At 63.7% G+C, this 21,543-nt stretch carries 22 protein-coding genes; 13 read left to right on the top strand and 9 right to left on the bottom strand.

Annotated elements, in window-relative coordinates:
* Positions 1-34 precede the first annotated feature (34 nt).
* The 3 genes from ybiB to Q0105_RS08305 all read left to right on the top strand — a co-directional run bounded on the left by ybiB (position 35) and on the right by Q0105_RS08305 (position 3,349).
* Positions 35-961, top strand: a complete 927-nt coding sequence (ybiB, locus tag Q0105_RS08315) for a DNA-binding protein YbiB (RefSeq protein ID WP_298210657.1) — start codon at positions 35-37, stop codon at positions 959-961.
* Positions 958-1,791, top strand: a complete 834-nt coding sequence (gene cobA / locus Q0105_RS08310; RefSeq protein WP_298210655.1) for a uroporphyrinogen-III C-methyltransferase — start codon at positions 958-960, stop codon at positions 1,789-1,791. The genes ybiB and cobA overlap by 4 nt, the downstream gene beginning before the upstream one ends.
* 154 nt (positions 1,792-1,945) lie before the next feature.
* The gene (locus tag Q0105_RS08305; RefSeq protein ID WP_298210653.1) at positions 1,946-3,349 is read left to right on the top strand and encodes a cellulase family glycosylhydrolase; all 1,404 of its coding nucleotides are present in this window, start codon (positions 1,946-1,948) and stop codon (positions 3,347-3,349) included.
* A 146-nt stretch (positions 3,350-3,495) separates the two neighbouring features.
* Here the strand turns inward: Q0105_RS08305 and Q0105_RS08300 are convergent, their stop codons facing one another.
* Positions 3,496-3,984, bottom strand: a complete 489-nt coding sequence (locus Q0105_RS08300) for an acyl-CoA thioesterase (RefSeq protein WP_298210651.1) — start codon at positions 3,982-3,984, stop codon at positions 3,496-3,498.
* A 103-nt stretch (positions 3,985-4,087) separates the two neighbouring features.
* Here Q0105_RS08300 and Q0105_RS08295 point away from each other — a divergent pair, with 103 nt between their 5' ends.
* Positions 4,088-5,221, top strand: coding sequence for a sterol desaturase family protein (locus Q0105_RS08295; protein WP_298210649.1), 1,134 nt, complete (start codon positions 4,088-4,090; stop codon positions 5,219-5,221).
* An 18-nt stretch (positions 5,222-5,239) separates the two neighbouring features.
* Here Q0105_RS08295 and Q0105_RS08290 read toward each other — a convergent pair whose 3' ends face one another.
* The 4 genes from Q0105_RS08290 to Q0105_RS08275 all read right to left on the bottom strand — a co-directional run bounded on the left by Q0105_RS08290 (position 5,240) and on the right by Q0105_RS08275 (position 8,955).
* On the bottom strand, positions 5,240-5,932 hold the full coding sequence (locus tag Q0105_RS08290; RefSeq protein ID WP_298210647.1) for a response regulator transcription factor: 693 nt from the start codon (positions 5,930-5,932) through the stop codon (positions 5,240-5,242).
* Positions 5,929-7,605 (bottom strand): HAMP domain-containing sensor histidine kinase, encoded by a 1,677-nt coding sequence (locus tag Q0105_RS08285; protein WP_298210645.1) that lies wholly within the window; start codon positions 7,603-7,605, stop codon positions 5,929-5,931. The genes Q0105_RS08290 and Q0105_RS08285 overlap by 4 nt, the downstream gene beginning before the upstream one ends.
* Before the next feature lie 93 nt (positions 7,606-7,698).
* On the bottom strand, positions 7,699-8,262 hold the full coding sequence (locus tag Q0105_RS08280; protein ID WP_298210643.1) for a hypothetical protein: 564 nt from the start codon (positions 8,260-8,262) through the stop codon (positions 7,699-7,701).
* A 210-nt stretch (positions 8,263-8,472) separates the two neighbouring features.
* Positions 8,473-8,955, bottom strand: coding sequence for a DUF4124 domain-containing protein (locus Q0105_RS08275; RefSeq protein ID WP_298210641.1), 483 nt, complete (start codon positions 8,953-8,955; stop codon positions 8,473-8,475).
* Positions 8,956-9,371: 416 nt separating this feature from the next.
* Between Q0105_RS08275 and Q0105_RS08270 the strand changes: the two genes are divergently transcribed.
* The 6 genes from Q0105_RS08270 to Q0105_RS08245 all read left to right on the top strand — a co-directional run bounded on the left by Q0105_RS08270 (position 9,372) and on the right by Q0105_RS08245 (position 14,609).
* Positions 9,372-10,439, top strand: coding sequence for a hypothetical protein (locus Q0105_RS08270; RefSeq protein ID WP_298210639.1), 1,068 nt, complete (start codon positions 9,372-9,374; stop codon positions 10,437-10,439).
* 35 nt (positions 10,440-10,474) lie between these two features.
* Complete coding sequence (locus Q0105_RS08265; RefSeq protein ID WP_298210637.1) at positions 10,475-11,713, top strand: NAD(P)/FAD-dependent oxidoreductase; 1,239 nt, start codon at positions 10,475-10,477, stop codon at positions 11,711-11,713.
* Positions 11,714-11,830: 117 nt separating this feature from the next.
* Positions 11,831-12,145: a hypothetical protein gene (locus Q0105_RS08260; RefSeq protein ID WP_298210635.1), complete on the top strand. Its 315-nt coding sequence runs from the start codon at positions 11,831-11,833 to the stop codon at positions 12,143-12,145.
* 174 nt (positions 12,146-12,319) lie between these two features.
* Complete coding sequence (gene rpsU, locus Q0105_RS08255) at positions 12,320-12,532, top strand: 30S ribosomal protein S21 (protein ID WP_005799779.1); 213 nt, start codon at positions 12,320-12,322, stop codon at positions 12,530-12,532.
* Between the two features lie 213 nt (positions 12,533-12,745).
* Complete coding sequence (locus tag Q0105_RS08250; protein ID WP_298210633.1) at positions 12,746-13,192, top strand: GatB/YqeY domain-containing protein; 447 nt, start codon at positions 12,746-12,748, stop codon at positions 13,190-13,192.
* Between the two features lie 451 nt (positions 13,193-13,643).
* Positions 13,644-14,609 (top strand): LysR family transcriptional regulator, encoded by a 966-nt coding sequence (locus Q0105_RS08245; protein ID WP_298210631.1) that lies wholly within the window; start codon positions 13,644-13,646, stop codon positions 14,607-14,609.
* A 115-nt stretch (positions 14,610-14,724) separates the two neighbouring features.
* Here Q0105_RS08245 and pmbA read toward each other — a convergent pair whose 3' ends face one another.
* Positions 14,725-16,167 carry a metalloprotease PmbA gene (pmbA, locus tag Q0105_RS08240; RefSeq protein WP_298210629.1) on the bottom strand — a complete coding sequence of 481 codons (1,443 nt, stop codon included), beginning with the start codon at positions 16,165-16,167 and terminating at the stop codon, positions 14,725-14,727.
* Between the two features lie 64 nt (positions 16,168-16,231).
* Here pmbA and yjgA point away from each other — a divergent pair, with 64 nt between their 5' ends.
* Together yjgA and mog are read left to right on the top strand one after the other, a co-directional pair.
* Positions 16,232-16,897 (top strand): ribosome biogenesis factor YjgA, encoded by a 666-nt coding sequence (gene yjgA / locus Q0105_RS08235; RefSeq protein WP_298210627.1) that lies wholly within the window; start codon positions 16,232-16,234, stop codon positions 16,895-16,897.
* Positions 16,890-17,495 carry a molybdopterin adenylyltransferase gene (mog, locus tag Q0105_RS08230; protein ID WP_298210625.1) on the top strand — a complete coding sequence of 202 codons (606 nt, stop codon included), beginning with the start codon at positions 16,890-16,892 and terminating at the stop codon, positions 17,493-17,495. The genes yjgA and mog overlap by 8 nt, the downstream gene beginning before the upstream one ends.
* A 95-nt stretch (positions 17,496-17,590) precedes the next feature.
* Here mog and cysE read toward each other — a convergent pair whose 3' ends face one another.
* A complete protein-coding gene (gene cysE / locus Q0105_RS08225; RefSeq protein WP_298210623.1) occupies positions 17,591-18,370 on the bottom strand; it encodes a serine O-acetyltransferase in 780 nt (259 codons plus the stop codon).
* A 47-nt stretch (positions 18,371-18,417) separates the two neighbouring features.
* Positions 18,418-19,221, bottom strand: coding sequence for an RNA methyltransferase (locus Q0105_RS08220; protein ID WP_298210621.1), 804 nt, complete (start codon positions 19,219-19,221; stop codon positions 18,418-18,420).
* Positions 19,222-19,392: 171 nt separating this feature from the next.
* Here Q0105_RS08220 and Q0105_RS08215 point away from each other — a divergent pair, with 171 nt between their 5' ends.
* A complete protein-coding gene (locus Q0105_RS08215) occupies positions 19,393-20,334 on the top strand; it encodes an inositol monophosphatase family protein (protein WP_298210619.1) in 942 nt (313 codons plus the stop codon).
* 57 nt (positions 20,335-20,391) lie between these two features.
* On the opposite strand, the gene Q0105_RS08210 is transcribed toward Q0105_RS08215, so the two are convergent.
* Positions 20,392-21,522, bottom strand: a complete 1,131-nt coding sequence (locus Q0105_RS08210; RefSeq protein WP_298210617.1) for a two-component system response regulator — start codon at positions 21,520-21,522, stop codon at positions 20,392-20,394.
* Between the last annotated feature and the right edge of the window lie 21 nt (positions 21,523-21,543).

Genomic DNA, 21,543 nt, shown 5'->3' with positions numbered 1-21,543 from the left:
ATAAGCACCCTACCCACGAAGCCACCGAGCCACCATGGCCATTAGCCAGTACATCAAGGAAATCGGCCGCGGCGCGCGCGGTGCCAAGCCGCTGACGCGCGAGCAGGCCACGGACCTGTTCGGCCAGGTGCTGGACGGCGCGGCAAGCGATCTGGAGATCGGCGCCTTCTGCCTGGCCATGCGCATCAAGGGCGAGACGGCGGAGGAGATGTGCGGCTTTCTGGACGCCACGCACCAGCGCCTGGCCCTGCTGCCCGCTACCGACCGCCCGCTCATCGTTCTGCCCAGCTACAACGGCGCGCGCAAGCTGCCCGTGCTGACGCCGCTGCTGGCCCTGCTGCTGGCGCGCGAGGGCCTGCCCGTGCTGCTGCACGGCATGCGCACCGAGGCGCGCCGGGTTCTGGCATCGGATGTGCTGCTAGCGCTTGATATACCAGCGCTAACAGCTCCTGAAAAGATAGCAAATGGCGAGATGCGCCACATCCACACCCAGCACCTGCACGCAGGCCTGGCGCGCCTGCTGGCCGTGCGCGAGGTGGTGGGCCTGCGCAACCCAGGGCACAGCGTGGTCAAGCTGATGAACCCCTGCGCGGGCGCATCGGTGGTGGTCACCGCATACACGCACCCTGAGTATTTCGAGATGCTGCAGACGGCCTTTCACATGCTGGGCATGAACGCCTTGCTCTCGCGTGGCCTGGAGGGCGAAGTGGCCACCGACCCGCGCCGCACGCCCCGCTACGACGGCTTTGTGCGCGGCGTGCACACCGTACTGGAGTCGCAGCAGCCCGGCACCGCCAGCGAAGTGCCCGGCCTGCCCGCCGAGATCGACGTGGCCACCACGGCGGCCTACACACGCCGCGTGCTAGCGGATGAGCTGCCTGTGCCGCCCGCCATCGCGCGGCAGGTGGAACATATCTTGCGTCTGGCTGATCAAACCATTTCGGAGACATCGCCACCATGAACCGCCCCACACACCCCCACGCCCCGCAGCACCTGGGCTCCAACGGCAGTTGCACCCTGGTGGGCGCAGGGCCGGGCGATCCGGAGCTGCTCACGCTCAAGGCCTTGAAGGCCATCCAGGCCGCCACCGTGCTGTTGGTAGATGACCTGGTGAGCGATGCCATCGTGGCGCACGCATCGCCCACAGCCCGCATCATCCATGTGGGCAAACGCGGCGGCTGCAAGAGCACACCACAGGCCTTCATCGAAAAACTCATGCTCATGGCCGTGAACGAAGGCGAACACGTGGTGCGCCTCAAGGGCGGCGACCCCTTCATCTTTGGCCGGGGCGGCGAGGAGGTGGAGCACCTGCGTGCGGCGGGCGTGCCGGTCACCGTGGTCAACGGCATCACGGCGGGCCTGGCGGGCCTCACGTCACTGGGCGCGCCGCTCACCCACCGCGAACATGCACACGGCGTGGTCTTCATCACCGGCCACGCCAAGCCCGGCGATGCGGGCACCGACTGGCGCCAACTGGCCGCCACCGCGCGCGACGCCAAGCTCACGCTCGTGATCTACATGGGCGTGAGCGGCGCAGCCACCATCGAACAAGAACTCCTCACCGGCCTGCCCGCCGACACGCCCGTGGCCGTGATCCAGCACGCCAGCCTGCCCCACCAACGCCACGCCATCACCACCCTGAGCGCCCTGCACGCCACCATCACACGCGAAGGGCTGGCCAGCCCGTCGGTGATCGTGGTGGGCGACGTGGTGCGGGGTGTGGCCCTGGCATCGCTTGACGCTGCTGTCACAGCAGCGGCAGAGCAGCATCTGGCCTTGCGCGCAGGCTGACGCCGCCAGGCTAACAAGCGCTTACAAACGGCGTCGCCGTTTCCGGTATTTCCGGGGCGCGCGCCGCCTATCATTTCCTCGCACCGCCTGCCTCGGCAGATGCGTGTCACGCCATGGCCGGAATGCTCAACAAGCCCAGGAAGCGAGGATCTTCATGCAACGACTCTCCACCTTCTGCCGCCGCCTGGCGCTGGCATGCGGCCTGCTGGTAGCCAGCACCACGGCCTGGAGCTACGCCATCCAGGCGGGCAAGGTGGTGGACGGCGCGGGCAACGCCGTGCAGTTGCGGGGCGTGAACTGGTTCGGCTTCGAAACGCAGACCCATGTGGTGCACGGCCTGTGGGCCCGCAACTGGCAGGACATGATCACGCAGATGCAGCAAAGCGGCTTCAACGCCGTGCGGCTACCGTTCTGCCCGGCATCGCTGAACGGCAATCCGCCCACCAGCATCGACTACAGCCGCAATGCCGACCTGCAGGGCCTGTCCGCCATCCAGGTGATGGACAAGATCATCCTGGAGCTGAGCAACCGCGGCATGTACGTGCTGCTGGACCACCACACCCCCGACTGCCAGACCATCAGCGAGCTTTGGTACACCCCTGGCTACAGCGAGCAGCAATGGATTGGCGATTTGGTCTTCATGGCCCAGCGCTACGCGGCCGTGCCGGGCGTGATCGGCATGGACATCAAGAACGAGCCCCACGGCGCCGCCACCTGGGGCACGGGCAACAATGCCACCGACTGGAACCGCGCCGCAGAACGCGCAGCCGCCGCCGTGCTGCAGGCTGCGCCGCAATGGCTGATCGCCGTCGAGGGCATTGGCGAGAACCCCAGTTGCTCCGGCAGCAACGCGCATTTCTGGGGCGGCAACCTGGAGCCCATGGCCTGCACCCCGCTCAACATTCCGGCCAACCGGCTGCTGCTGGCCCCGCACACCTACGGGCCCGACGTGTACGCGCAGCCGTACTTCAACGCGGCCAACTTCCCCAGCAACATGCCCGCCATCTGGGACCAGCACTTCGGCCAGTTCGCGCAAGCGGGCCACGCCGTGGTGCTGGGCGAGTTCGGCGGCAAATATGGCCGGGGCGATGCGCGTGATGTGCTGTGGCAAAACGCGCTGGTGGACTACCTTGCCGCCAGGGGCATGCGCAGCGGCTTCTACTGGTCGTGGAACCCCAACAGCGGCGACACCGGCGGCATCCTCGACGATGACTGGACGGCAGTGCGCACGGACAAGGTGCAACTGCTACGGCGCCTTTGGGGCGACGGCACAACAACCACACCAACCCCCACCCCGGTGCCAGCCGCCCAATTCGCCGTGCAGCAGACGGTGAACAGTGACTGGGGCGCGGGCTACTGCCAGCAGGTCAAGGTCACCAACACGGGAACCGCCACAGGCAACTGGGCCATCACCATCCCGGTGATCGGCACCATCAACAACCTGTGGAACGCCACCTGGACCCAGGCAGGCAGCAACCTGAGCGCCTACGGCGTGGGCTGGAACCAGACCCTGGCCCCAGGGGCTGCCGCTGAATTCGGCTTCTGCGCTGTGCGCTGAGCGGGCCGTCAGGGGCTGATACGGATTCGCGCTTGATCCGTCAGAACCGAAGCCAACACCGTTCGGGCTGAGCCCGTCGAAGCCCTGCGCGGCGCTTCGACACGCTCAGCGTGAGCGGTTTTCTATTTTTCGGAACAAGCGGCTGCTCATCCAACCGCCGCCTGGTGCACCTGCCGAAAGCGCTCCGCCAGCTCCTTGCGCAGCGACTTGCGCAGCAGCGCGGCATCCCAGCGGCGGCGCTCGTCAGGGGTGGAGGGCGACAGGGGCGGCACCTTCACCGGCGTGCGAGACTCGTCCACCGCCACCATGGTGAAAAAGCAGCTGTTCACATGCCGCACCACCTGCGAGCGGATCTCTTCGGCCACCACCTTGATGCCCACCTCCATCGACGAGCTGCCCGTGTAGTTCACGCTGGCCAGAAAGGTCACCAGCTCGCCCACGTGGATGGGCTGCAGAAACATCACCTGGTCCACGCTCAGCGTCACGGTGTAGCAGCCCGAATAGCGGCTGGCGCACGAATACGCCACCTGGTCGAGCAGCTTGAGGATGGCGCCGCCGTGCACGTTGCCCGAAAAATTGGCCATGTCGGGCGACATCAGCACGGTCATGCTCAGTTGGTGTGAGGGGATGTTCATGCCCCGATTCTAGAAAGCCTCGCCCCCACAGCACCATGGCACTGCGGGTGGCAGCTTCGCTACACTCGCGCAGCGCCAGCACGCTGGCCACATGGAGGAACCAATGATCGAACTAGAAAAACTCAACGAATTCACCGAAAGCCACGGCGCCCTGCGCACCGGCAAAGGGCTGGTGTCTGGCGTGATTGCCCTCACGCTGGCCATCCTGTGTTTTCTGGGCGTGCTGGCATTTCACTTTCCTGAGTACCTGACCACGCCGCAATTGCGCAAGAGCTACGACGTGTCGGTGATCCGCACCATCATGCTGGCGGCCCTGGCCATTGCGGGGGGTATCTCGCTGGTCAACATCCTCTTCAACCGCTCACGCTGGCTGGCCACCTTTGCCTTTGCCATGGTGGCGCTGACGGCCTTCCTGGGCGGGCACAAGGTGGAGGTGGACCCGAACTTCCCCGACAACACACCCTACATTGGCCTGGACTGGTTCATCCTCGATCTGCTGGGCAGTTCGCTGATTTTTATCTTCATCGAAAAGCTCTTTGCGCTGCGCAAGGACCAGCCTATCTTCCGCGCCGAATGGCAAACCGACTTCCACCATTTCATCGTGAACCACATGGTGGTGGGCTTTGTGCTACTGGCCACCAACCTCATCGTGCACAAGTTTTTTGGCTGGGCGGCCAGCGACGGCATTCGCGGCTGGGTGCAGGGCCTGAACTTCTGGGTGGCGCTGTTTCTCATCGTGCTGGTGGCCGACCTGGTGCAGTACTGGACGCACCGCGCCTACCACGAGGTGCCCCTGCTGTGGCGCCTGCACGCCGTGCACCACAGCGTGAAAAGCATGGACTGGATGGCGGGCTCGCGCCAGCACATTCTGGAGCTGCTGATCACCCGCACGCTGGTGCTGGCGCCCATCTACGTGCTGGGCTTCAGCAAGGAAGTGATCGACGCCTACATCGTGGTTGTGGGTTTTCAGGCCGTGTTCAACCACGCCAACGTGAGCGTGCGCCTGGGGCCGCTGCGCTACGTGCTGGTCACGCCCAACTTTCACCACTGGCACCACAGCCAAGACCAGGAGGCGCTCGACAAGAACTACGCCGCGCACTTTGCCTTCCTGGACTACCTGTTCGGCACGGCCGTGAAAAGCACCAAGCTCTGGCCCGAAAAGTACGGCGTGCTGGGCGACTACGTGCCCAACGGCTTCATCCAGCAGTTCAAGTTTCCATTCACCTGGAAGGGGTGAGCGCCACGGGTTCGGGCATTAATCCGTCGTGGCGTCCAGCCGGTAGCCAAAGCCGCGCACCGTCTTGATGAGCGCGAGCGCATGGCCGTCGTCGATTTTGGTGCGCAGGCGGCGCACGTACACATCGACCACGTTGGTCAAGGGGTCCTCGTTGGTACCCCACACGTTGGAGAGGATGCGCCCACGGCTGTACACGCGGCCTGGCGCGCTCATCAGCAGCTCCAGAAAGGCCAGCTCACGCGCCGTGAGCACAATGGGCTGGCCGGCGCGGCTGGCCTGCATCCGATCCAGATCCAGCACCAAATCGGCCACCTGCAGAGTGCTGACACGTGTGCGCTGCTCCCGGCCTCGGCGCAGTAGCGCCTCGATGCGGGCCAGCAGTTCTTCAAACGCAAAGGGTTTGGTGAGGTAGTCGTCTGCGCCCAGGCGCAGGCCGTTGACTTTGTCTTCGGTGTTGCTCAGCGCACTCAGCATCAGCACGGGCATGTGGCGGCCTTCGGCGCGCAGGGTCTGGCACAGCTCCAGTCCGCTCAAGCCGGGCAGCATCAGGTCCAGCAGCAACAGCACGCCAGCGTCGGCGCCACGCGCCATGGCCAGCCCGTCGGGGCCTGTGCGGGCCAGTTCCACACAGTAGCCCTCGGCCCGCAGGCCGCGCACCAAAAAATCCGCCACGCGCGCATCGTCTTCCACCACCAGGATGTTATTGCTCATGCCTGTGCCTCTTGTTTTTCGGCCTCACCGCCGCCCGCCCCAGGCAACGACGAGGTATGTGCCCATGGCAGCATGATGCGCACCACCGTGCCCTGCTGCGGCACGCTCTCCACACTGATACTGCCCTGGTGGGCGAGCACGATGGCCTGGGCGATGGACAGGCCGATGCCCGTGCCATCGGCGCGGTGGGCGCGTGCCCGGCGCCCGCGCACAAAACGCTCGAACACGCTGGGCAACTCGTCGGCATCAATGCCGATGCCTTCGTCGCGCACCACAATCTCCACGCCTTGCGGCACGCCCTGCAGGCCCACGCTCACAGTGGCGCCCTGCGCAGAGTAGCGCACCGCGTTATCGAGCACGATCACCAGCGCCTGGCGCAGCCGGTCGGCATCGGCATGCACGGCCACCGCGCCTGCGGGCAGCGCCTCGGCGCCATCACCATCTGCGAGCCATTTCACCTGCACGCCGTGTGGTGCGCCCAGGGCGGCCGCCTGCTCTGCAGCGTCGCCCAGCAAAGCGCGCAGGTCCACCGGGGCCGGGCGCATCACAAGCTGGTCGGCCTCGGCCTTGGCGATGAGCAGCAGGTCGTGGATGACGCGGGTGAGCTGATCCACACCGCCCACAATGCGCGCCAGCGTCTGGCGGTATTCATCCACCGGCTTGGCACCGCCGCGCAGTGCGATCTCGGCCTCGCCCCGGATGGCGGTGGCGGGTGTGCGCAGCTCATGGCCCAGGTCGGCAAAGAGCTGGCGGCGGCGCTGGTCCAGGCGCTGCAGCGTGTCGTGCGCGGCGCTCAACTCGCGGGTACGCGTCTGCACGGCGTCTTCCAGCCCACGGCGCGCTGCGTCGGCGCGGGCGCGGTGCTGCTGCAACTCGGCCGCCATGGCGTTGAAATGTTGTGCCACCCTGTCGAATTCATCATTCGATCCGGTGGCCACCCGGTGGTCCAGCGCACCGGCCTGCAGGGCCTGCGTGCCTTGCAGCAACCGATCAAGCGGGCGCTGCAGGCGCCGCGTAAGGTGCAACGCCAGCAACACGGCCAGGGCCAGGGTGATGAGTGCCATGCCAATGGCTTGCTGGCGCAACACATCCAGCCCGCGCTCGGTGGCGGCACGCGCCACCGGCACGGCCGCGCGCTGGTGCGCAATGCCGCCGTTGATCAATTCACGCAGGTCACGCCCGCGTGTCATGTCGAACACCTGGATGAGTTCGCCCCACAGGGCCGGAAAGTCAGCCCCCTGCTCCAGCGGAGCCAGTTGCGTCAGCCGCGCCTCCACCGCCTGGATGTTGTCGCGCAGCAGCTCCGTCACGCCCGCAAGCTGGAGCACCTCCGTGGGCATGCTCACCCCTTCGCGGTGCACCATTTCGTTCCACAACGCCAGATCGCGGCGCACCAGGTCATCGAGGCTGGCGGCGCTGGCATACATGGCTGCAATCAGGCGCTCCAACTGCTCGGGCTGGGCATCGGCGTTCATCAGGCGCTGCATGGCCCACACGCGCAATCGCTGCTTGTTGGCCGACAAGCCCAGCAGCTCGGACTGGATGTCGCTGGCCAGACGGCTGTGCTGGGCGTAGTCGTTGACGCGGTGGGCGCCCCAGTACACAAAGGCGGCCTGGATGCAGACCAGGGCCACCAAAGCAGCAAATGCCAGAGAGAGCCGTGCGCGGTACATCGGTAGACCCCAAAAGAAGGCCTGCATTATGGGGCGGGCGAACGCACGAACGGCTCACCCGCCTGGGGCTGCAATACGCGGCCCCGAAGCTCGTCAATTGCTGGTGAAAGGCAGCGAAGAATGGTGCACCACGATGCGCAGCTTGCCCGCATCATCCTTGACGAAAGTCCAGGTCTTGTCCACGGAAGTGACCTTGCCGTTCTTGTCCGTGAACATCACGTTGCCCATGGTGCTGGCAGAGCCGCCAGCGATAAACACCCCGCTGTTGGCCACTTCGCACTTGGTCCACCCCTTGAGCGCAAAACCGGTGTCTTTAGGGAAAGCCGGATTGCCACCCACAAAGTACGACAGCGCGCCCTCGCGGGTGACGCGGAACGTCTGGGGCACCGTGGTCAGGGTCGGCTTGAACAACACCGCCCCCATCTGGTAGCCGTAGGCGCCGTCGATCACCTTCTCGGCCATGGCCTTTGCAGCCTCAAAGCCGCTGGTGGTGTGGGTGGTGCTGATGTCGACCAGCGCCTTGCACCAGGCGTCCTGGGCCGCCAGAACTTCGCCTTCGGTGATGGCTTGATTGACCACCGGCCCCCTGGCCGCTGCGGGCAGGGCGGCCGCGCCGAGCAAAAGGGCGGCAATGGCGATGCAGGTATGTTTTTTCATGATTCACTTCGTAAAAAAAAGAGGTTTGCCTCGCTAGCGACCGGCTGGCTGTCAGCAAGGCCTTGAGTTCATCAAAATGACGTGGACGCGCCGTGAATGCCACGTGAGCAGAACGTGAGCGGAGTATGAACATCAGATGAACCAGGGCCCCGCAGAGGGGCCAGCGTGCCCATCCGCAGCGCCACTCTCGGCCAAGCAGCTCACTACCAACTACAAATTACGCAGTTCGTCTTCGAGCAAGTCAAGCTGCTTGCGCAGCTCATTGGTACGGGCCTCGCACGCAGCCTTGCTGTCGGCGGCTGCGGTCGCGCGCTCCTGCGCGAACACCGAGCCCGACGCCAGGGTGCTGCGCCGCAGCGGGCCCGCATGGGTCGTCACCTCCGGCTGCGCCACACATTCCTGCTGACTGCGCTCGACGGCAGCGCGCGCCTGGGGCACGCCCTGCGTCTGCAGATAGTTCTTGCGCTGCCAGGCCGCGCCAAAAGCGCCTTCTTTGGTGGTAGCGGGCTTGGTCTGAATAGGGGTAGCGCCCTGAATGACAGGCTTCACCTCGATCTTCTCACCCTCGCCCACACAGGGTGCGTCCTGAAACGACACCTTGCCATCGGTGCCCGTGCACTTGTTAATGGCCCAGGCCGGGGCCAGAAAGCCGATGGTCAGAATGCAGACGACAGAAGTGCGGATCGGATTCATGGGGCAGTCCTTGGCGGAGGAAGGCAGCATGCTACCGCGCTGCGATCTGCCACGCCTCCATTGCAAGCCGCGAAGGAATCGGGCACATCCAATTTGCCTGAACCAACAACAAGGCAAATGCCTTGCCAGATGCCAGACCTGCCCAAGGTCATCGAGAAACTGCACGGTCCATGGAAAAAAACAGATGGGAATCGGCACCATCTGATCCACCTACATCGGTCCAAGGAAAGGCTCGGACATCTACAAACCGCCGATGAAATCAACCAACAACCCAAGGACTGAGGGTACGATCCTCGGCCGAGATGTAACACATCTTATCAACATGCTGCGCATTGATTTTCAGTCATTGATAACCTTGAACCAAATTTCTCTTCTTATTTAAAAATCAATTTAAAACCGCCAATCATTTTAAAACCATGCTTTCAAACAACCATTCGAAACAAAAAACAATTGTCGCCATTTCCATGGTCATTGCACTCTCTGCATGCGGCGGCGGCGGCGGCGGCAACGATGCAGCGCCGTCACCCCCCTCAACACCAAATACTCCAGATACCCCGAATACTCTAATAAAATTCTCAGATGGGGATTCATACACATATTCATCCACAGGCGCTTATTTCAATGCACCTCCAAGTTATCCAACCGAGCCATCCACACTCTACTATACATATACAATAAAAAATCCGAGCACCGATCTTTCGTACGACCGCATATATACATCCTCACCACCAACCGCACCAATAATAAATCGCGTCAACAAAAATAATCAAATAGATTCACATAGAGACAAATTTACGAATTGTGAATATACGAACGAAAAAGAGAAGCCTGGACTTTTTCCTCAGATAGGGGAAACATGGTCGGTAAATTACCAACGGACCTGCACTCATCCAAACTCCCGTAGTGTCTCTGAGCATAGCAGTGCAGGCCAGGTAGTCCAAAGAGAGTCCTATACAACAGAGGCTGGCACATTCTCGACATTCAAAACAGAGATCACATCAAAACAAGTACAGTCCTCATCCACAACAATCAACAAAAGAACTTGCTGGTTTGATGAAATATCTGCACAAACAGTAGCCTGCCAAGGTCATTCAAAATCAACATCAACTACAAACCCGCAACTTAACTACGAAAGAAAATACACCATATCTCTCATAGGCATCAATACCAAAAATCATCCCATCAAAAAAAATCGAGTCGAGCGATTTATTGGATATTGGGATATTAAAATTGGCAGTCTCGACAAGGAAAAATGCTTGATATCTATTGAGGCAACGGGAGACGCGTCTGGAACTTGCTCCCGAGATGGATACACATTTGATATGGCGGGAACAGTCACGCCAGAAGGATTCATTGCGCTTGTGAATCGCGGTGGCAGTTTTGGTCTAGCAGGCAATTTCGCGGATCCCACGACTGTAAGCGGCACCTGGAAGACCTCTTGGGAAAATGGAACGTGGACGGGCCTCCCAACCAATTCACCATAGCCAGACAAATCACATTTCAACTCACTGCGAAATTCATGCAGCAATTTGACGCCGTCATCATCGGCGCCGGTGCCGCCGGCCTGTTCTGCGCGGGCCAGGCGGGCCAGCGCGGCCTGAAGGTGTTGCTCATCGACCACGCCGACAAGGTGGCGGAGAAGATCCGCATCTCGGGCGGCGGGCGCTGCAACTTCACCAACCGCGACCTGGACCCTTCGGCGCCGCACAAGCACTTTGTGGGGCAGAACCCGCAGTTCTGCCGCTCGGCGCTGTCGCGCTACACGCCGCAGGACTTCATTGCGTTGGTGCAAAAGCACGGCATTGCCCACCACGAAAAGCACAAGGGCCAGTTGTTTGCCGACCGCTCAGCCGAGGACATCATTGCCATGCTGCTGGCCGAGTGCGCTGCCGGTGGCGTGACGCACTGGCAGCCTTGCAGCGTCAAAAATATAGCCTTTTCGGACTCTAGCGCCCATTCAACAAGCGCTGGCAGCTATCAAATTGATACTGACCGTGGCCCCGTCACGGCGCGCTCGCTGGTGATTGCCACGGGCGGGCTGTCGATCCCCAAGATCGGTGCCACCGACTTTGGCTACCGGCTGGCGCAGCAGTTCAGCATTCCGCTCGTCGAACGCCGCCCCGGCCTGGTGCCGCTGACCTTTGACGGTGCGGGCTGGGCGCCCTATGCGCAGCTTGCGGGGCTGGCGCTGCCGGTGCAGATCAGCACGGGGGCCAAGAAGAACCGCATGGCCTTCGATGAGGACCTGTTGTTCACCCACCGGGGCCTGTCGGGCCCAGCGGTGTTGCAGATCTCCAGCTACTGGCAGGAGGGCACGCCGCTGGCCATCAACCTCGCGCCCACGGTCGATCTGCCCGCCGCCCTGGCGCAGGGCAAGGCCCGCTCGCGCAAGCTGATCGCCAACGAGCTGGCCGCGCTGGTCCCCAGCCGCCTGGCCGATGCCTGGGCCCAGCGCGAGGCCGACTGGCAGCGCCCCATCGCCGAAGCCTCCGACAAGGCCCTGGCACGGCTGGCCGAGCAACTGGCGCGCTGGGAGCAGACGCCCACGGGCACCGAGGGCTACAAGAAGGCCGAGGTGACGCTGGGCGGTGTGGACACCAAGGCGATCTCGCAGCAGACCATGGAGTGCAAGGCGCAGCCGGGGCTGTACTTCATCGGCGAGGTGATGGACGTGACGGGCTGGCTGGGCGGCTACAACTTTCAGTGGGCCTGGGCCAGTGCCTTCGCCTGCGCGCAGGCGCTACCCACTGGCGAATAGCTGAGCCGCTGCGGCCCCTGTGCGGTAGAGGGCGTGCGCCTGTGGGCCGTTCGCTCCTACACTCCGGCCAAAGAGCACGGCATCTCCGCCGCCGACACCTTTTTTCAAGGGCCTGGCATGGACGCATTTGAGCGCACAGAAAAGTGGCAAGCGGCGGCAACGGCGGCGGGCGCGCTGGTCGCCCTGGTGCCTGCGGCCAGCCTGAGCGGCAACATTTTCATTGCCATCCTCGCGGCGCTGGGTGTGGGCTCTCTGGCTGGGGGCGCAGTGATGCTGCGGTGGCTGCTTACCGATGAGGGCGACGCCTACCTCAGGGCCGACTCGCGCATCTCGGGCCGATCCACGTCGCGCGCATCGCTGTGGCTGGGCAACATGGCTCCCGGCGTGATCCTGGTCGGACTGGCCGTGCTGGTGCATGTGCGATTCGGATGAGCCCCACCCCAGGTACTTGTGCAGCGGGGCGCGACAAAGGCTATAATCTCCGGCTTCGCTGGCAATGCCCCGTCGGCCAAATACTAGTTACAGACGGGGAAACCGCCACGCATGGTCTTGAGGCCCGATCTCCCCAAGACCCGCTGCGGGCAAAATTTTGGAACACATTAGCTAATGACTACGATCCGCGTAAAAGAAAACGAACCCTTTGACGTTGCCCTGCGCCGCTTCAAGCGCACCATTGAAAAGCTCGGCCTGCTGACCGACCTGCGCGCCCGTGAGTTCTACGAAAAGCCCACCGCCGAGCGCAAGCGCAAGAAGGCAGCCGCCGTGAAGCGCCACTACAAGCGCGTTCGCAGCATGCAACTGCCCAAGAAGATGTACTAATCTTCGGACCCCAAGCCTTATCGCTTGGAGCCCCAAACCCGCGCTAGGGACGCCAAGCGCGGGTTTTTGTTTTTTCGGGTCTGCCAAAAGGCTTTCTGGCGTCGTTGCAGCGCCTTGCCGTAGCAAAACTACTGTCTGCGGCGCTGCGCCTAGCCAGAGGGGCTTTGTGCAAACCCTCCGTCCGTCTCTGCCTTACCAAAAGAGGAAGCTGCCATGAGCCTGAAAGACCAGATCACCGAAGACATGAAGACCGCCATGCGCGCCAAGGACAGCGAGCGCCTGGGCACCATCCGGCTGTTGCAGGCCGCGATCAAGCAAAAGGAAGTGGACGAGCGCATCGTGCTGGACGACGCGGCCGTAGTGGCCATCGTGGACAAGCTCATCAAGCAGCGCAAAGACTCGATCACCGCGTTTGAAGGCGCGGGCCGCCAAGACCTGGCCGACAAGGAAAAGGCCGAAATGGCCGTGCTGCAGGCTTACCTGCCCGAGCGCATGTCGGCCGAGGAAACCCTGGCCGCCGTGCGCGCCATCGTGGCCGAGCTGGGCGCCGCAGGCCCTGGCGACATGGGCAAGGTGATGGGCGTGGTCAAGACCCGCCTGGCGGGCAAGGCCGACATGGGCCAGGTGTCCGCCGCCGTAAAGGCCGCGCTGGCGGGCTGACCGCCTTCGGCTGCGCCCGTACCGCCAACTCCGTTGCCTGCCACGCGGTGTGGCGCGGCGCGGTTCAGTATCATTTTGATAGCTGCTAGCGCTTGTCAGATAAGCGCTAGCAGCTATTTTTCCATCTAAGGCCGAAACACCTCTGCCTTCGCCCGGCAACCCGCCTTGGTGCCGCTGCGCTACCCCCCATGGGGCGGCACCCTGAAGTTCTCGGTGATGTGTTTTTCGGCCCTTGCCAGGGCATCGCCCAGCGCCACCAGCCAACGCTGGCACGCCGCAGCCGCGCGCGTTCTAGGGGGCGGCAGCACCGCATTTACGGCCGGAGGAAGATCGAGGTCATCAGGGCCGCAAAGAGGGTCCAGGTGGGTGGGATGCAACATGGCGTCGATGGTCGCAGCGGGTCTATCATCCGTAAAGTTGAATTCAATGAACCAATAAGTCAGAAAATCTGATGCGCAACCTCAACCTGGACCAGTTGCAGACCCTGATCGCCATTGCCGACCTGGGCACCTTTGCTGCCGCCGCGCAGGCGCTGCACCTGGCGCCGCCCACGGTGAGCCTGCACATCAAGGAACTGGAAACACGCCTGGACGCGAGCCTGGTGGTGCGCGGCAGGCGACAGGCCGAACTGACGCCCGCAGGCGAAGTGCTGGTGCAGCAGGGGCGGCAGTTGCTGTTGGCCAGCGACGATCTGGTGGAGCGGGTGCAGCGCCGTGCCTCAGGCCGCGAGGGCCTGGTGCGCGTGGGGGTGTCGGCAGGCCTCAGCACCCGGCTGCTGCCCCGCATGCTGGAGGCGCTGGCCCAACGCAGTCCGGGCGTCGAAATCCGGCTGGAGGCCGTGGGCTCGGCCGACTCGATGCAGCGGCTGAAGGCAGGCACGCTGGACATCGGCATCGTCGCGAGCCCCCAGCCGCCGCTGGCCGAAGTGCGCCTGACACCATGGCGCAACGACCCGATGGTGGCCCTGCTGCCCGCCACCTGGGACGCCCCGGACGAAATAACGCCCGACTGGCTGGCGCAGCGCCGATGGGCCTCGTTTGCGCCCGCCACGCAAATGCATGGGCTGATCGCTGGCTGGTTCGGGCAGGCGGGGCACCACCCGCGCCCCTTTCTCACGCTGAGCTACCCCGGCGCACTCAAAAGCCTGGCGGCAGCCAGCCAGTGCGCTGCCCTGCTCCCATTGGAGGAAGCCGAGGACCACCAAGGCGCCGCCGACGTGCAGATACGCCACCTGGCACCACAGCTGATGCGGCCCATGGCCCTGGCACACCGCCACCGGCCAGAGCCCAGCCATGCCGTCGCCAGCGTGTTGGCGGTGCTGGCTGGGTTTGGAGGGGCAGAGGTTTTGAGCGCCGCGCGGCCTGCCAAGGCCCATGCCGTGCCTCGCAATGAAATTATCAGTCAAAAAGACCGGTAGCGCTTATCCATCAAGCGCAAGATGCTCCTAAAAAATGAGCAATCACTCTGCACACTAACAAAAAGGCTCCTGGTTCGCAGGAGCCTTTTCTTTCTGTCAGGGGGCCTGTTAAAACTCAGCTCCCTGCCACCTTCATCCGGTTCACCAGGATGGAGCCCACCGTTTTGGCGCCGTAGTTGTAGGCGTCCGCCCCCACGGCCTCAATGCCTTTGAGCATGTCCTTGAGGTTGCCCGCGATGGTGATCTCGTGCACGGGAAAGGCGATCTGCCCGTTTTCGACCCAAAAGCCACTGGCACCGCGCGAGTAATCGCCCGTTACGTAGTTCACGCCCTGGCCCATCAACTCCACAACGAACAAGCCCGTGCCCAGCTTTTTCAGCATGGCGTCCAGGTCGTCGCCGGGCTGGGTGAGGCGCGAGGTCATCACCAGGTTGTGCGAACCACCGGCATTGCCCGTGGTCTTCATGCCCAGCTTGCGGGCCGAGTAGCTGCTGAGGAAATAGCCCTCCACCCGCCCGCCCTTGACGACCTTGCGCGGCGCCACGCGCACGCCTTCTTCGTCAAACGGCGAACTGCCCTTGCCACCCAGGATGAACGGGTCTTCCAAAATGTCGATGTGTTTGGGAAACACCCGCTTGCCCAGCGAATCGAGCAGAAAGCTGCTTTTGCGGTAGAGCGAGCCGCCACTGACCGCCTGCACAAAACCGCCCAGCAAACCAGCAGCCAGGGTGGATTCAAACAGCACGGGGCACTGCGTGGTGGGAATCTTGCGGCTGCCCAGGCGGCTCAGGGCGCGCTGCGCGGCATAGCGGCCCACGGCCTCGGGCGAGGCCAGGTCGGCGGCGTTGCGCATGGAGCTGTACCAGGCATCGCGCTGCATCTCAGCATTTTTGCCGGGCAGCGATGCAATGGGCGCCACCGAGAAGCTGTGGCGCGAGCTGGCATAGCCGCCGCGAAAGCCGCGCGTGTGGGCGCTGAAAAAATGACTTTGCTGCGCCGACACGCCCGCGCCCTCGCTGTTGGTGATGCGGCGGTGGGTCTTGAGCGCGGCGGCCTCGCAGGCCATGGCCAGTTGCGCGGCCTCTTCGCTGGTAACAGCCCAGGGGTGAAACAGCTGAAGGTCGCGGTGGGTGTCGGCAGGCGCGATATCGTCGGCATCGGGCAAACCGGCCACGGGGTCTTCGGCCGTGAAGCGGGCGATGTCGTAGGCGGCCTGCACCGTTTGCTCAATGGCCTGGGTTGAAAAGTCCGAGGTGCTGGCATTGCCCCGGCGGTGGCCGATATAGACCGTCACACCCAGGGATTTGTCGCGGTTGCGCTCCACGTTCTCCAGCTCGCCCTTGCGCACGCTGACCGACAGGCCGCAGCCCTCAGACGCCTCGGCGCCCGCGTCGGTAGCGCCGAGCTTCTTGGCATGGGCCAGGGCGCGGTCCACCAGCTCTTCAAAAAACGGGCGGCTGTAGCTGAAGCCGCTGTCAGGGGTGCGGGAGGGGGCCAGGGCTTGCGCGGCAGCCGGGGCGCTTTGGGGGCGCGCGGCGCGTGTGGAGGGTTTATTCATAGCGGCAGCTATGATACTTGCCGCTGCGGCGCGCTCTGCGCCGCTTCTCTTTTTGCCCCCACCCATGTCACGCAAACCCAAAAAAGGCTACTTTGTGCGAGGCCAATTCGTTGCCGAAGGCAGCGAGATGGACATTCAGCTCAAAGCCGAACTCAAAGGCACGCCCGATGCCAGCCGCACCGATCTCAAACGCGAAAGCGACGAACTGCAGGACCTGGGCAAGGAGCTGCTGAGCCTGCGCGCCGACCTGTTCGACGCCGTGGGCCTGCCCGACAAGCTGGCGGACGCCCTGGCCGAGGCCAAGCGCATCACCAACTTTGAAGGCAAACGCCGGCAGATGCAGTACGTGGGCAAGCTCATGCGCAAGCTCGAACCCGAGCTGGTGCTGGCCGCGCGCCAGGCCCTGGAAGAACAGCACAAGGGTTCGGCCACCGAAAAGCTGCAACTGCACCTAGCCGAGCAATGGCGCGACCGCCTGATCGCCGATGACGACGCCCTCGCCCCCTGGATGGCCGAACACCCCACCACCGACACCCAGCAACTGCGGGCCCTGATCCGCCAGGCCCGCAAAGATGCGCCCCCCGCAGACAAGGCAGCCGAATCACAGGGCCTGGCCCCACGCAAGGGCCGCGCCTACCGCGAGCTGTTCCAACTAGTGCGCGAGCACATGGGGAACACGGGCAACGACGCAGGCACCGACAGCGCCGAAGAGGATGAGATCAATGACTGACTCCAGTGGCCACGATCCGGTGCGGATCGGCATCGTCTCCATCAGCGACCGCGCCAGCACCGGCGTCTATGAAGACAAGGGCCTGCCCGCGCTGCAAGACTGGCTCACCCGCGCGCTGCACAACCCCATCACGTTCGAGTCGCGCCTCATCCCCGACGAGCAGGACGGCATCAGCGCCGCACTGATCGCGCTGGTAGACGCAGGCTGCTGCCTGGTGCTGACCACCGGCGGCACCGGTCCCGCCCTGCGCGACGTGACGCCCGAGGCCACGCTGGCCGTGGCGCACAAGGAGATGCCGGGTTTTGGCGAGCAAATGCGCCAGATCAGCCTGAAGTTCGTCCCCACCGCCATCCTCTCGCGCCAGGTGGCCGTGGTGCGCGGGCAAAGCCTCATCATCAACCTGCCCGGCCAGCCCAAGGCGATTGCCGAAACGCTGGAAGGTCTCAAAGGCGCCGACGGCCAGCAGATCGTGCCCGGCATCTTCGCGGCCGTGCCGTATTGCGTGGACCTGATTGGCGGGCCTTATATGGAAACAAGGGACGAGGTGTGCAAGGCGTTCAGGCCCAAAACGGCCATCCGCGCACCTCGCACGGCCTGAGCCAACTTTTCAAAGAAAAATAGCTGCTAACGCTTGTCCATAAAGCGCTAGCAGCTACGTTTTTAAGAGCAAAGGTAATACGTTGGGTTAGGCGCCTACTTGCCCACCAGCTCGTTGAGCTTGCCCGCCTCAAACTGCTCCTTGAGCGCTGCATCACAGGGCACACAGTCCTTGGTCGAGGCATTGACCGACAGCTTCTCGATGGCCTGCCACAGCAGCGCGATCTGGTGCTCTTGTGACGAGGCGTTGTCGATCAGCCCGCGCATGGCCTGCGAAAGCGGGTCGTCCTCTTGCGTGATGCCGTAGGCCGTGAACTTGCGCGGCTGCTGTGGCTCGGTCACGTCGGCGCTCTCGCCCTCTTTGGACGGGATGATGCGTGCCGGAATGCCCACCGCCGTGGCGCCAGGTGGCACGGGTTTGATGACCACGGCGTTGCTGCCGATCTTGGCGCCATCGCCTACTTCAAAGCCGCCGAGCACCTTGGCGCCCGCACTCACCACCACATCCTTGCCCAGCGTGGGGTGGCGCTTGGCGCCCTTGTACAGCGAGGTGCCGCCCAGCGTGACGCCCTGGTAGATGGTGCAGCCATCGCCGATCTCGGCGGTCTCGCCCACCACCACGCCCATGGCGTGGTCGAAGAACACACGTTCGCCAATTTTTGCACCGGGGTGGATCTCAATGCCCGTGAGCCAGCGCGAGAAGTTGGAGATGAAGCGCCCCGGCCACTTCAGGCCGTTGTGCCAGCACCAGTGCGCGGGCCGGTGCAGCCAGATCGCGTGCAGGCCCGGATAACAGGTGATCACCTCCCACGTGCTGCGCGCGGCAGGATCGCGGTCGAGGATGCACTGGATATCGGAACGCAGGCGGGCGAACATCGGTTGTTTCGTTTCTTTTGGTTATGTGTTGAGAACGTGTCTACAGTCTATCGTTTCGCCTGCGCCGCCTCGATCATGGCTTTGGCGACACCACGCAGAATGTGGATTTCCTCGGGCGCCAACTGCGCGCGGTTGAAAAGCTGGTTAAGGCGGGGCATGAGCTTTTTGGGCGCGGCGGGGTCCAGAAAGCCGATGCTGGTGAGCGCCTGCTCCCAGTGGCCCAACATGCCCGCCACCTGGGCCGCATCGGCCAGGGCGCGGGCGGGGGTGGCGTCCTGCACAGGGAAACCGCCCAGCGCCATGCGCCACTCGTAGGCAATCACCTGAATGGCCGCGCCCAGGTTGAGCGAGCCAAAGCTGGGGTTGGTGGGAATAGACAGCGCCACATGGCAACGGTAAACGTCCTCGTTGGCCATGCCAAAACGCTCGGAGCCAAAGAGGAAGGCCACGCCTGTCTGCGCTGCTGATGAGGCTGGTATTTCTTCTGGATTTTGACTGTTTTCAGCCTCTAGCGCTTGTCCATCAATCGCCAACAGCTCCTGTTTTAATAGCATTTCAAAATGTGCCCGTGGCGTGGCGGTGAGCGGGCCAAAGTCGCGCGGCGTCATGGCCGTGGCGCACAGGTGGCTGATGCCGTCGAGCGCCTCATCCAGCGTGGCAACGATGCGGGCGTTGTTCAGCACATCCAGGGCGCCGCTGGCGCGCTGGATGGTTTCCTCACGCCGCAGCACGTTGGCCCAGCGCGGGGCCACCAGCACCAGGTCGTCGAAACCCATGGTTTTCATGGCACGGGCGGCGGCGCCCACGTTGCCGGCGTGGCTGGTGTTGATCAGGACAAAACGGGTCTTCATGGCAGGGCAGGACGGGGGAAAGGTCGGGCAGTTAGGTGAAAAAGGGGCTCTGCGGGTAAAATCTCGCCCTCATTGTCGCCGCCCGCATCGCCGGGCCGGGCCGAACCGCTCCTGATTCGCTAGGCGCCCTCCCCTTTTTTGCGGCAGGCGCCCTGCTCACCACCACAATTTATGTCGTCCAATCTGCACCCCATGCTCAACGTGGCCATCAAGGCTGCACGCGCCGCCGGCGCCATCATCAACCGCGCGGCCCTGGACGTGGAATCGGTGCGGATCTCGCAAAAGCAGATCAACGACTTCGTGACCGAAGTGGACCATGCGTCCGAGAAGATCATCATCGAGACGCTGCTCACGGCCTACCCCGGCCACGGCATCCTGGCCGAAGAGTCGGGCAAGGAATACGGCGCCAAGGATTCGGAGTTCGTCTGGATCATCGACCCGCTGGATGGCACCACCAATTTCATCCACGGTTTCCCCGTTTATTGCGTGAGCATCGCGCTGGCGGTGAAGGGCAAGGTCGAGCAGGCCGTGATCTACGACCCCACGCGCAACGACCTGTTCACCGCCACCAAGGGCCGTGGTGCCTATCTGAACGAGCGCCGCATCCGCGTGAGCAAGCGCACCCAGCTCAAGGATTGCCTGCTCTCCACGGGCTTCCCCTTCCGCCCCGGCGACAACTTCAAGAGCTACCTGAACATGATGGCCGACGTGATGCAGCGCAGCGCCGGCCTGCGCCGCCCCGGCGCCGCCGCGCTGGACCTGGCCTACGTGGCCGCAGGCTTCACCGATGGTTTCTTTGAAACCGGCCTGTCGATCTGGGATGTGGCCGCAGGCTCGCTGTTGGTGACCGAGGCCGGTGGCCTGGTGGGCAACTTCACGGGCGAAGCCGACTTTCTGGAGCAGCGCGAGTGCCTGGCGGGCAACCCCCGCGTGTACGGCCAACTGGTGCCTGTTCTCACCAAATACAGCAAGTTTGCGAGCGCTGGCGACAAGGCCGCCGTGCGCCAGGCGGCTGCGGCAGAGCCAGAAACCACCGCCGATGTGCCCGTCAGCGCCAGCGCCGAAGCCGCCGATGGCGACGACACGGTCAAGGGCGAAGACGCTCCGTTCTGACCCACCCGCACCACCACGCGCGTACCCGCCAGGGTACCGCACGGCGACGGCTCATCATCACGCCGGGTCGGGGTAGTTCTGGGCAATGCTGCGAAAGTCGTCCGCTACGTCCACAAACGCATCCACCATGTCCGGGTCGAAGTGCGAGCCCCGGCCGCGTACGATGGTGCTGCAGGCCTGGTCGTGCGAGAACGCAGGCTTGTAGACGCGTTTGCTGATGACCGCGTCATACACATCGGCCACAGCCATGAGGCGCGCTGACACGGGGATCGCGTCGCCCTCCAGCCCCTCGGGGTAGCCCGTGCCATCCCACTTTTCCTGGTGGCTGTAGGCGATCTCTTTAGAGACGCTCAAGAACGCCACCCGCATGCCCAGGCGCCGTTCGGCCTCGTCGATGGCATTGCGGCCCAGCGTGGTGTGGGTCTTCATGATCTCGAACTCTTCCACCGTGAGCTTGCCCGGCTTGAGCAAAATGCTGTCGGGGATGCCTATCTTGCCGATGTCGTGCAGCGGGGCGGACTTGTAGAGCAGCTCGATCATCCGGTCGTTGAGCACATGCTCAAAACGCGGGTGCTGGCGCAGCCGCTCGGCCAGCGTCTTCACATACAGCTGGGTGCGACGGATGTGGTTGGTGGTCTCGTTGTCGCGGGTTTCGGCCAATGAGGTCATGGCCATGATGGTCACGTCCTGGATGGCCTGCACCTCCAGCGTGCGCATGGCCACCTCGCGCTCCAGGTAAGCGCTTTTGTCGCGCAGAAAATCGGCCGTGGCCTTGAGTGCCAGGTGGGTGTTGACCCGCGCCAGCAAAATGGGTGGACTGATGGGCTTGGTGATGTAGTCCACCGCACCCAGGGCCAGGCCCCTGCGTTCGTCGTCGGGGTTGGAGCGCGCAGTCAAAAAGATCACCGGGATGTCGCGCGTGGCGGGTGCCGCCTTGAGGCGCCGGCAGACCTCGTAGCCGTCCACATCCGGCATCATGATGTCCAGCAAGATGAGGTCTGGCGGTGTGTCCGATTGGGCGATCTTGAGCGCCTTTTCCCCGTGGTTGGCCACCTTCACCAGGTAGTGCTCACGCAGCAGGCTTCCCATAAGGGTGAGGTTCTCGGGCGTGTCGTCCACCACGAGCACGGTGGCGATCGGCTTGTCAACGAGTGCCGCCGGACGGGTGGCAAAAGGCGCGTTGTCCATGAGGTGTCCTGTGTGTTGTGC

Source organism: Acidovorax sp. (assembly GCF_027492855.1).
Classification (GTDB): domain Bacteria; phylum Pseudomonadota; class Gammaproteobacteria; order Burkholderiales; family Burkholderiaceae_C; genus Acidovorax.
Note: the sequence above shows the minus strand (reverse complement) of the source record. Positions and strands in the feature narration are given on the sequence as shown.

Excerpts from the sequence above, each read along its gene's own strand:
- ybiB (WP_298210657.1), top strand. The coding sequence starts at position 35 with ATGGCCATTAGCCAGTACATCAAGGAAATCGGCCGCGGCGCGCGCGGT.
- cobA (WP_298210655.1), top strand. The coding sequence starts at position 958 with ATGAACCGCCCCACACACCCCCACGCCCCGCAGCACCTGGGCTCCAAC.
- Q0105_RS08305 (WP_298210653.1), top strand. The coding sequence starts at position 1,946 with ATGCAACGACTCTCCACCTTCTGCCGCCGCCTGGCGCTGGCATGCGGC.
- Q0105_RS08300 (WP_298210651.1), bottom strand. The coding sequence starts at position 3,984 with ATGAACATCCCCTCACACCAACTGAGCATGACCGTGCTGATGTCGCCC.
- Q0105_RS08295 (WP_298210649.1), top strand. The coding sequence starts at position 4,088 with ATGATCGAACTAGAAAAACTCAACGAATTCACCGAAAGCCACGGCGCC.
- Q0105_RS08290 (WP_298210647.1), bottom strand. The coding sequence starts at position 5,932 with ATGAGCAATAACATCCTGGTGGTGGAAGACGATGCGCGCGTGGCGGAT.
- Q0105_RS08285 (WP_298210645.1), bottom strand. The coding sequence starts at position 7,605 with ATGTACCGCGCACGGCTCTCTCTGGCATTTGCTGCTTTGGTGGCCCTG.
- Q0105_RS08280 (WP_298210643.1), bottom strand. The coding sequence starts at position 8,262 with ATGAAAAAACATACCTGCATCGCCATTGCCGCCCTTTTGCTCGGCGCG.
- Q0105_RS08275 (WP_298210641.1), bottom strand. The coding sequence starts at position 8,955 with ATGAATCCGATCCGCACTTCTGTCGTCTGCATTCTGACCATCGGCTTT.
- Q0105_RS08270 (WP_298210639.1), top strand. The coding sequence starts at position 9,372 with ATGCTTTCAAACAACCATTCGAAACAAAAAACAATTGTCGCCATTTCC.
- Q0105_RS08265 (WP_298210637.1), top strand. The coding sequence starts at position 10,475 with ATGCAGCAATTTGACGCCGTCATCATCGGCGCCGGTGCCGCCGGCCTG.
- Q0105_RS08260 (WP_298210635.1), top strand. The coding sequence starts at position 11,831 with ATGGACGCATTTGAGCGCACAGAAAAGTGGCAAGCGGCGGCAACGGCG.
- rpsU (WP_005799779.1), top strand. The coding sequence starts at position 12,320 with ATGACTACGATCCGCGTAAAAGAAAACGAACCCTTTGACGTTGCCCTG.
- Q0105_RS08250 (WP_298210633.1), top strand. The coding sequence starts at position 12,746 with ATGAGCCTGAAAGACCAGATCACCGAAGACATGAAGACCGCCATGCGC.
- Q0105_RS08245 (WP_298210631.1), top strand. The coding sequence starts at position 13,644 with ATGCGCAACCTCAACCTGGACCAGTTGCAGACCCTGATCGCCATTGCC.
- pmbA (WP_298210629.1), bottom strand. The coding sequence starts at position 16,167 with ATGAATAAACCCTCCACACGCGCCGCGCGCCCCCAAAGCGCCCCGGCT.
- yjgA (WP_298210627.1), top strand. The coding sequence starts at position 16,232 with ATGTCACGCAAACCCAAAAAAGGCTACTTTGTGCGAGGCCAATTCGTT.
- mog (WP_298210625.1), top strand. The coding sequence starts at position 16,890 with ATGACTGACTCCAGTGGCCACGATCCGGTGCGGATCGGCATCGTCTCC.
- cysE (WP_298210623.1), bottom strand. The coding sequence starts at position 18,370 with ATGTTCGCCCGCCTGCGTTCCGATATCCAGTGCATCCTCGACCGCGAT.
- Q0105_RS08220 (WP_298210621.1), bottom strand. The coding sequence starts at position 19,221 with ATGAAGACCCGTTTTGTCCTGATCAACACCAGCCACGCCGGCAACGTG.
- Q0105_RS08215 (WP_298210619.1), top strand. The coding sequence starts at position 19,393 with ATGTCGTCCAATCTGCACCCCATGCTCAACGTGGCCATCAAGGCTGCA.
- Q0105_RS08210 (WP_298210617.1), bottom strand. The coding sequence starts at position 21,522 with ATGGACAACGCGCCTTTTGCCACCCGTCCGGCGGCACTCGTTGACAAG.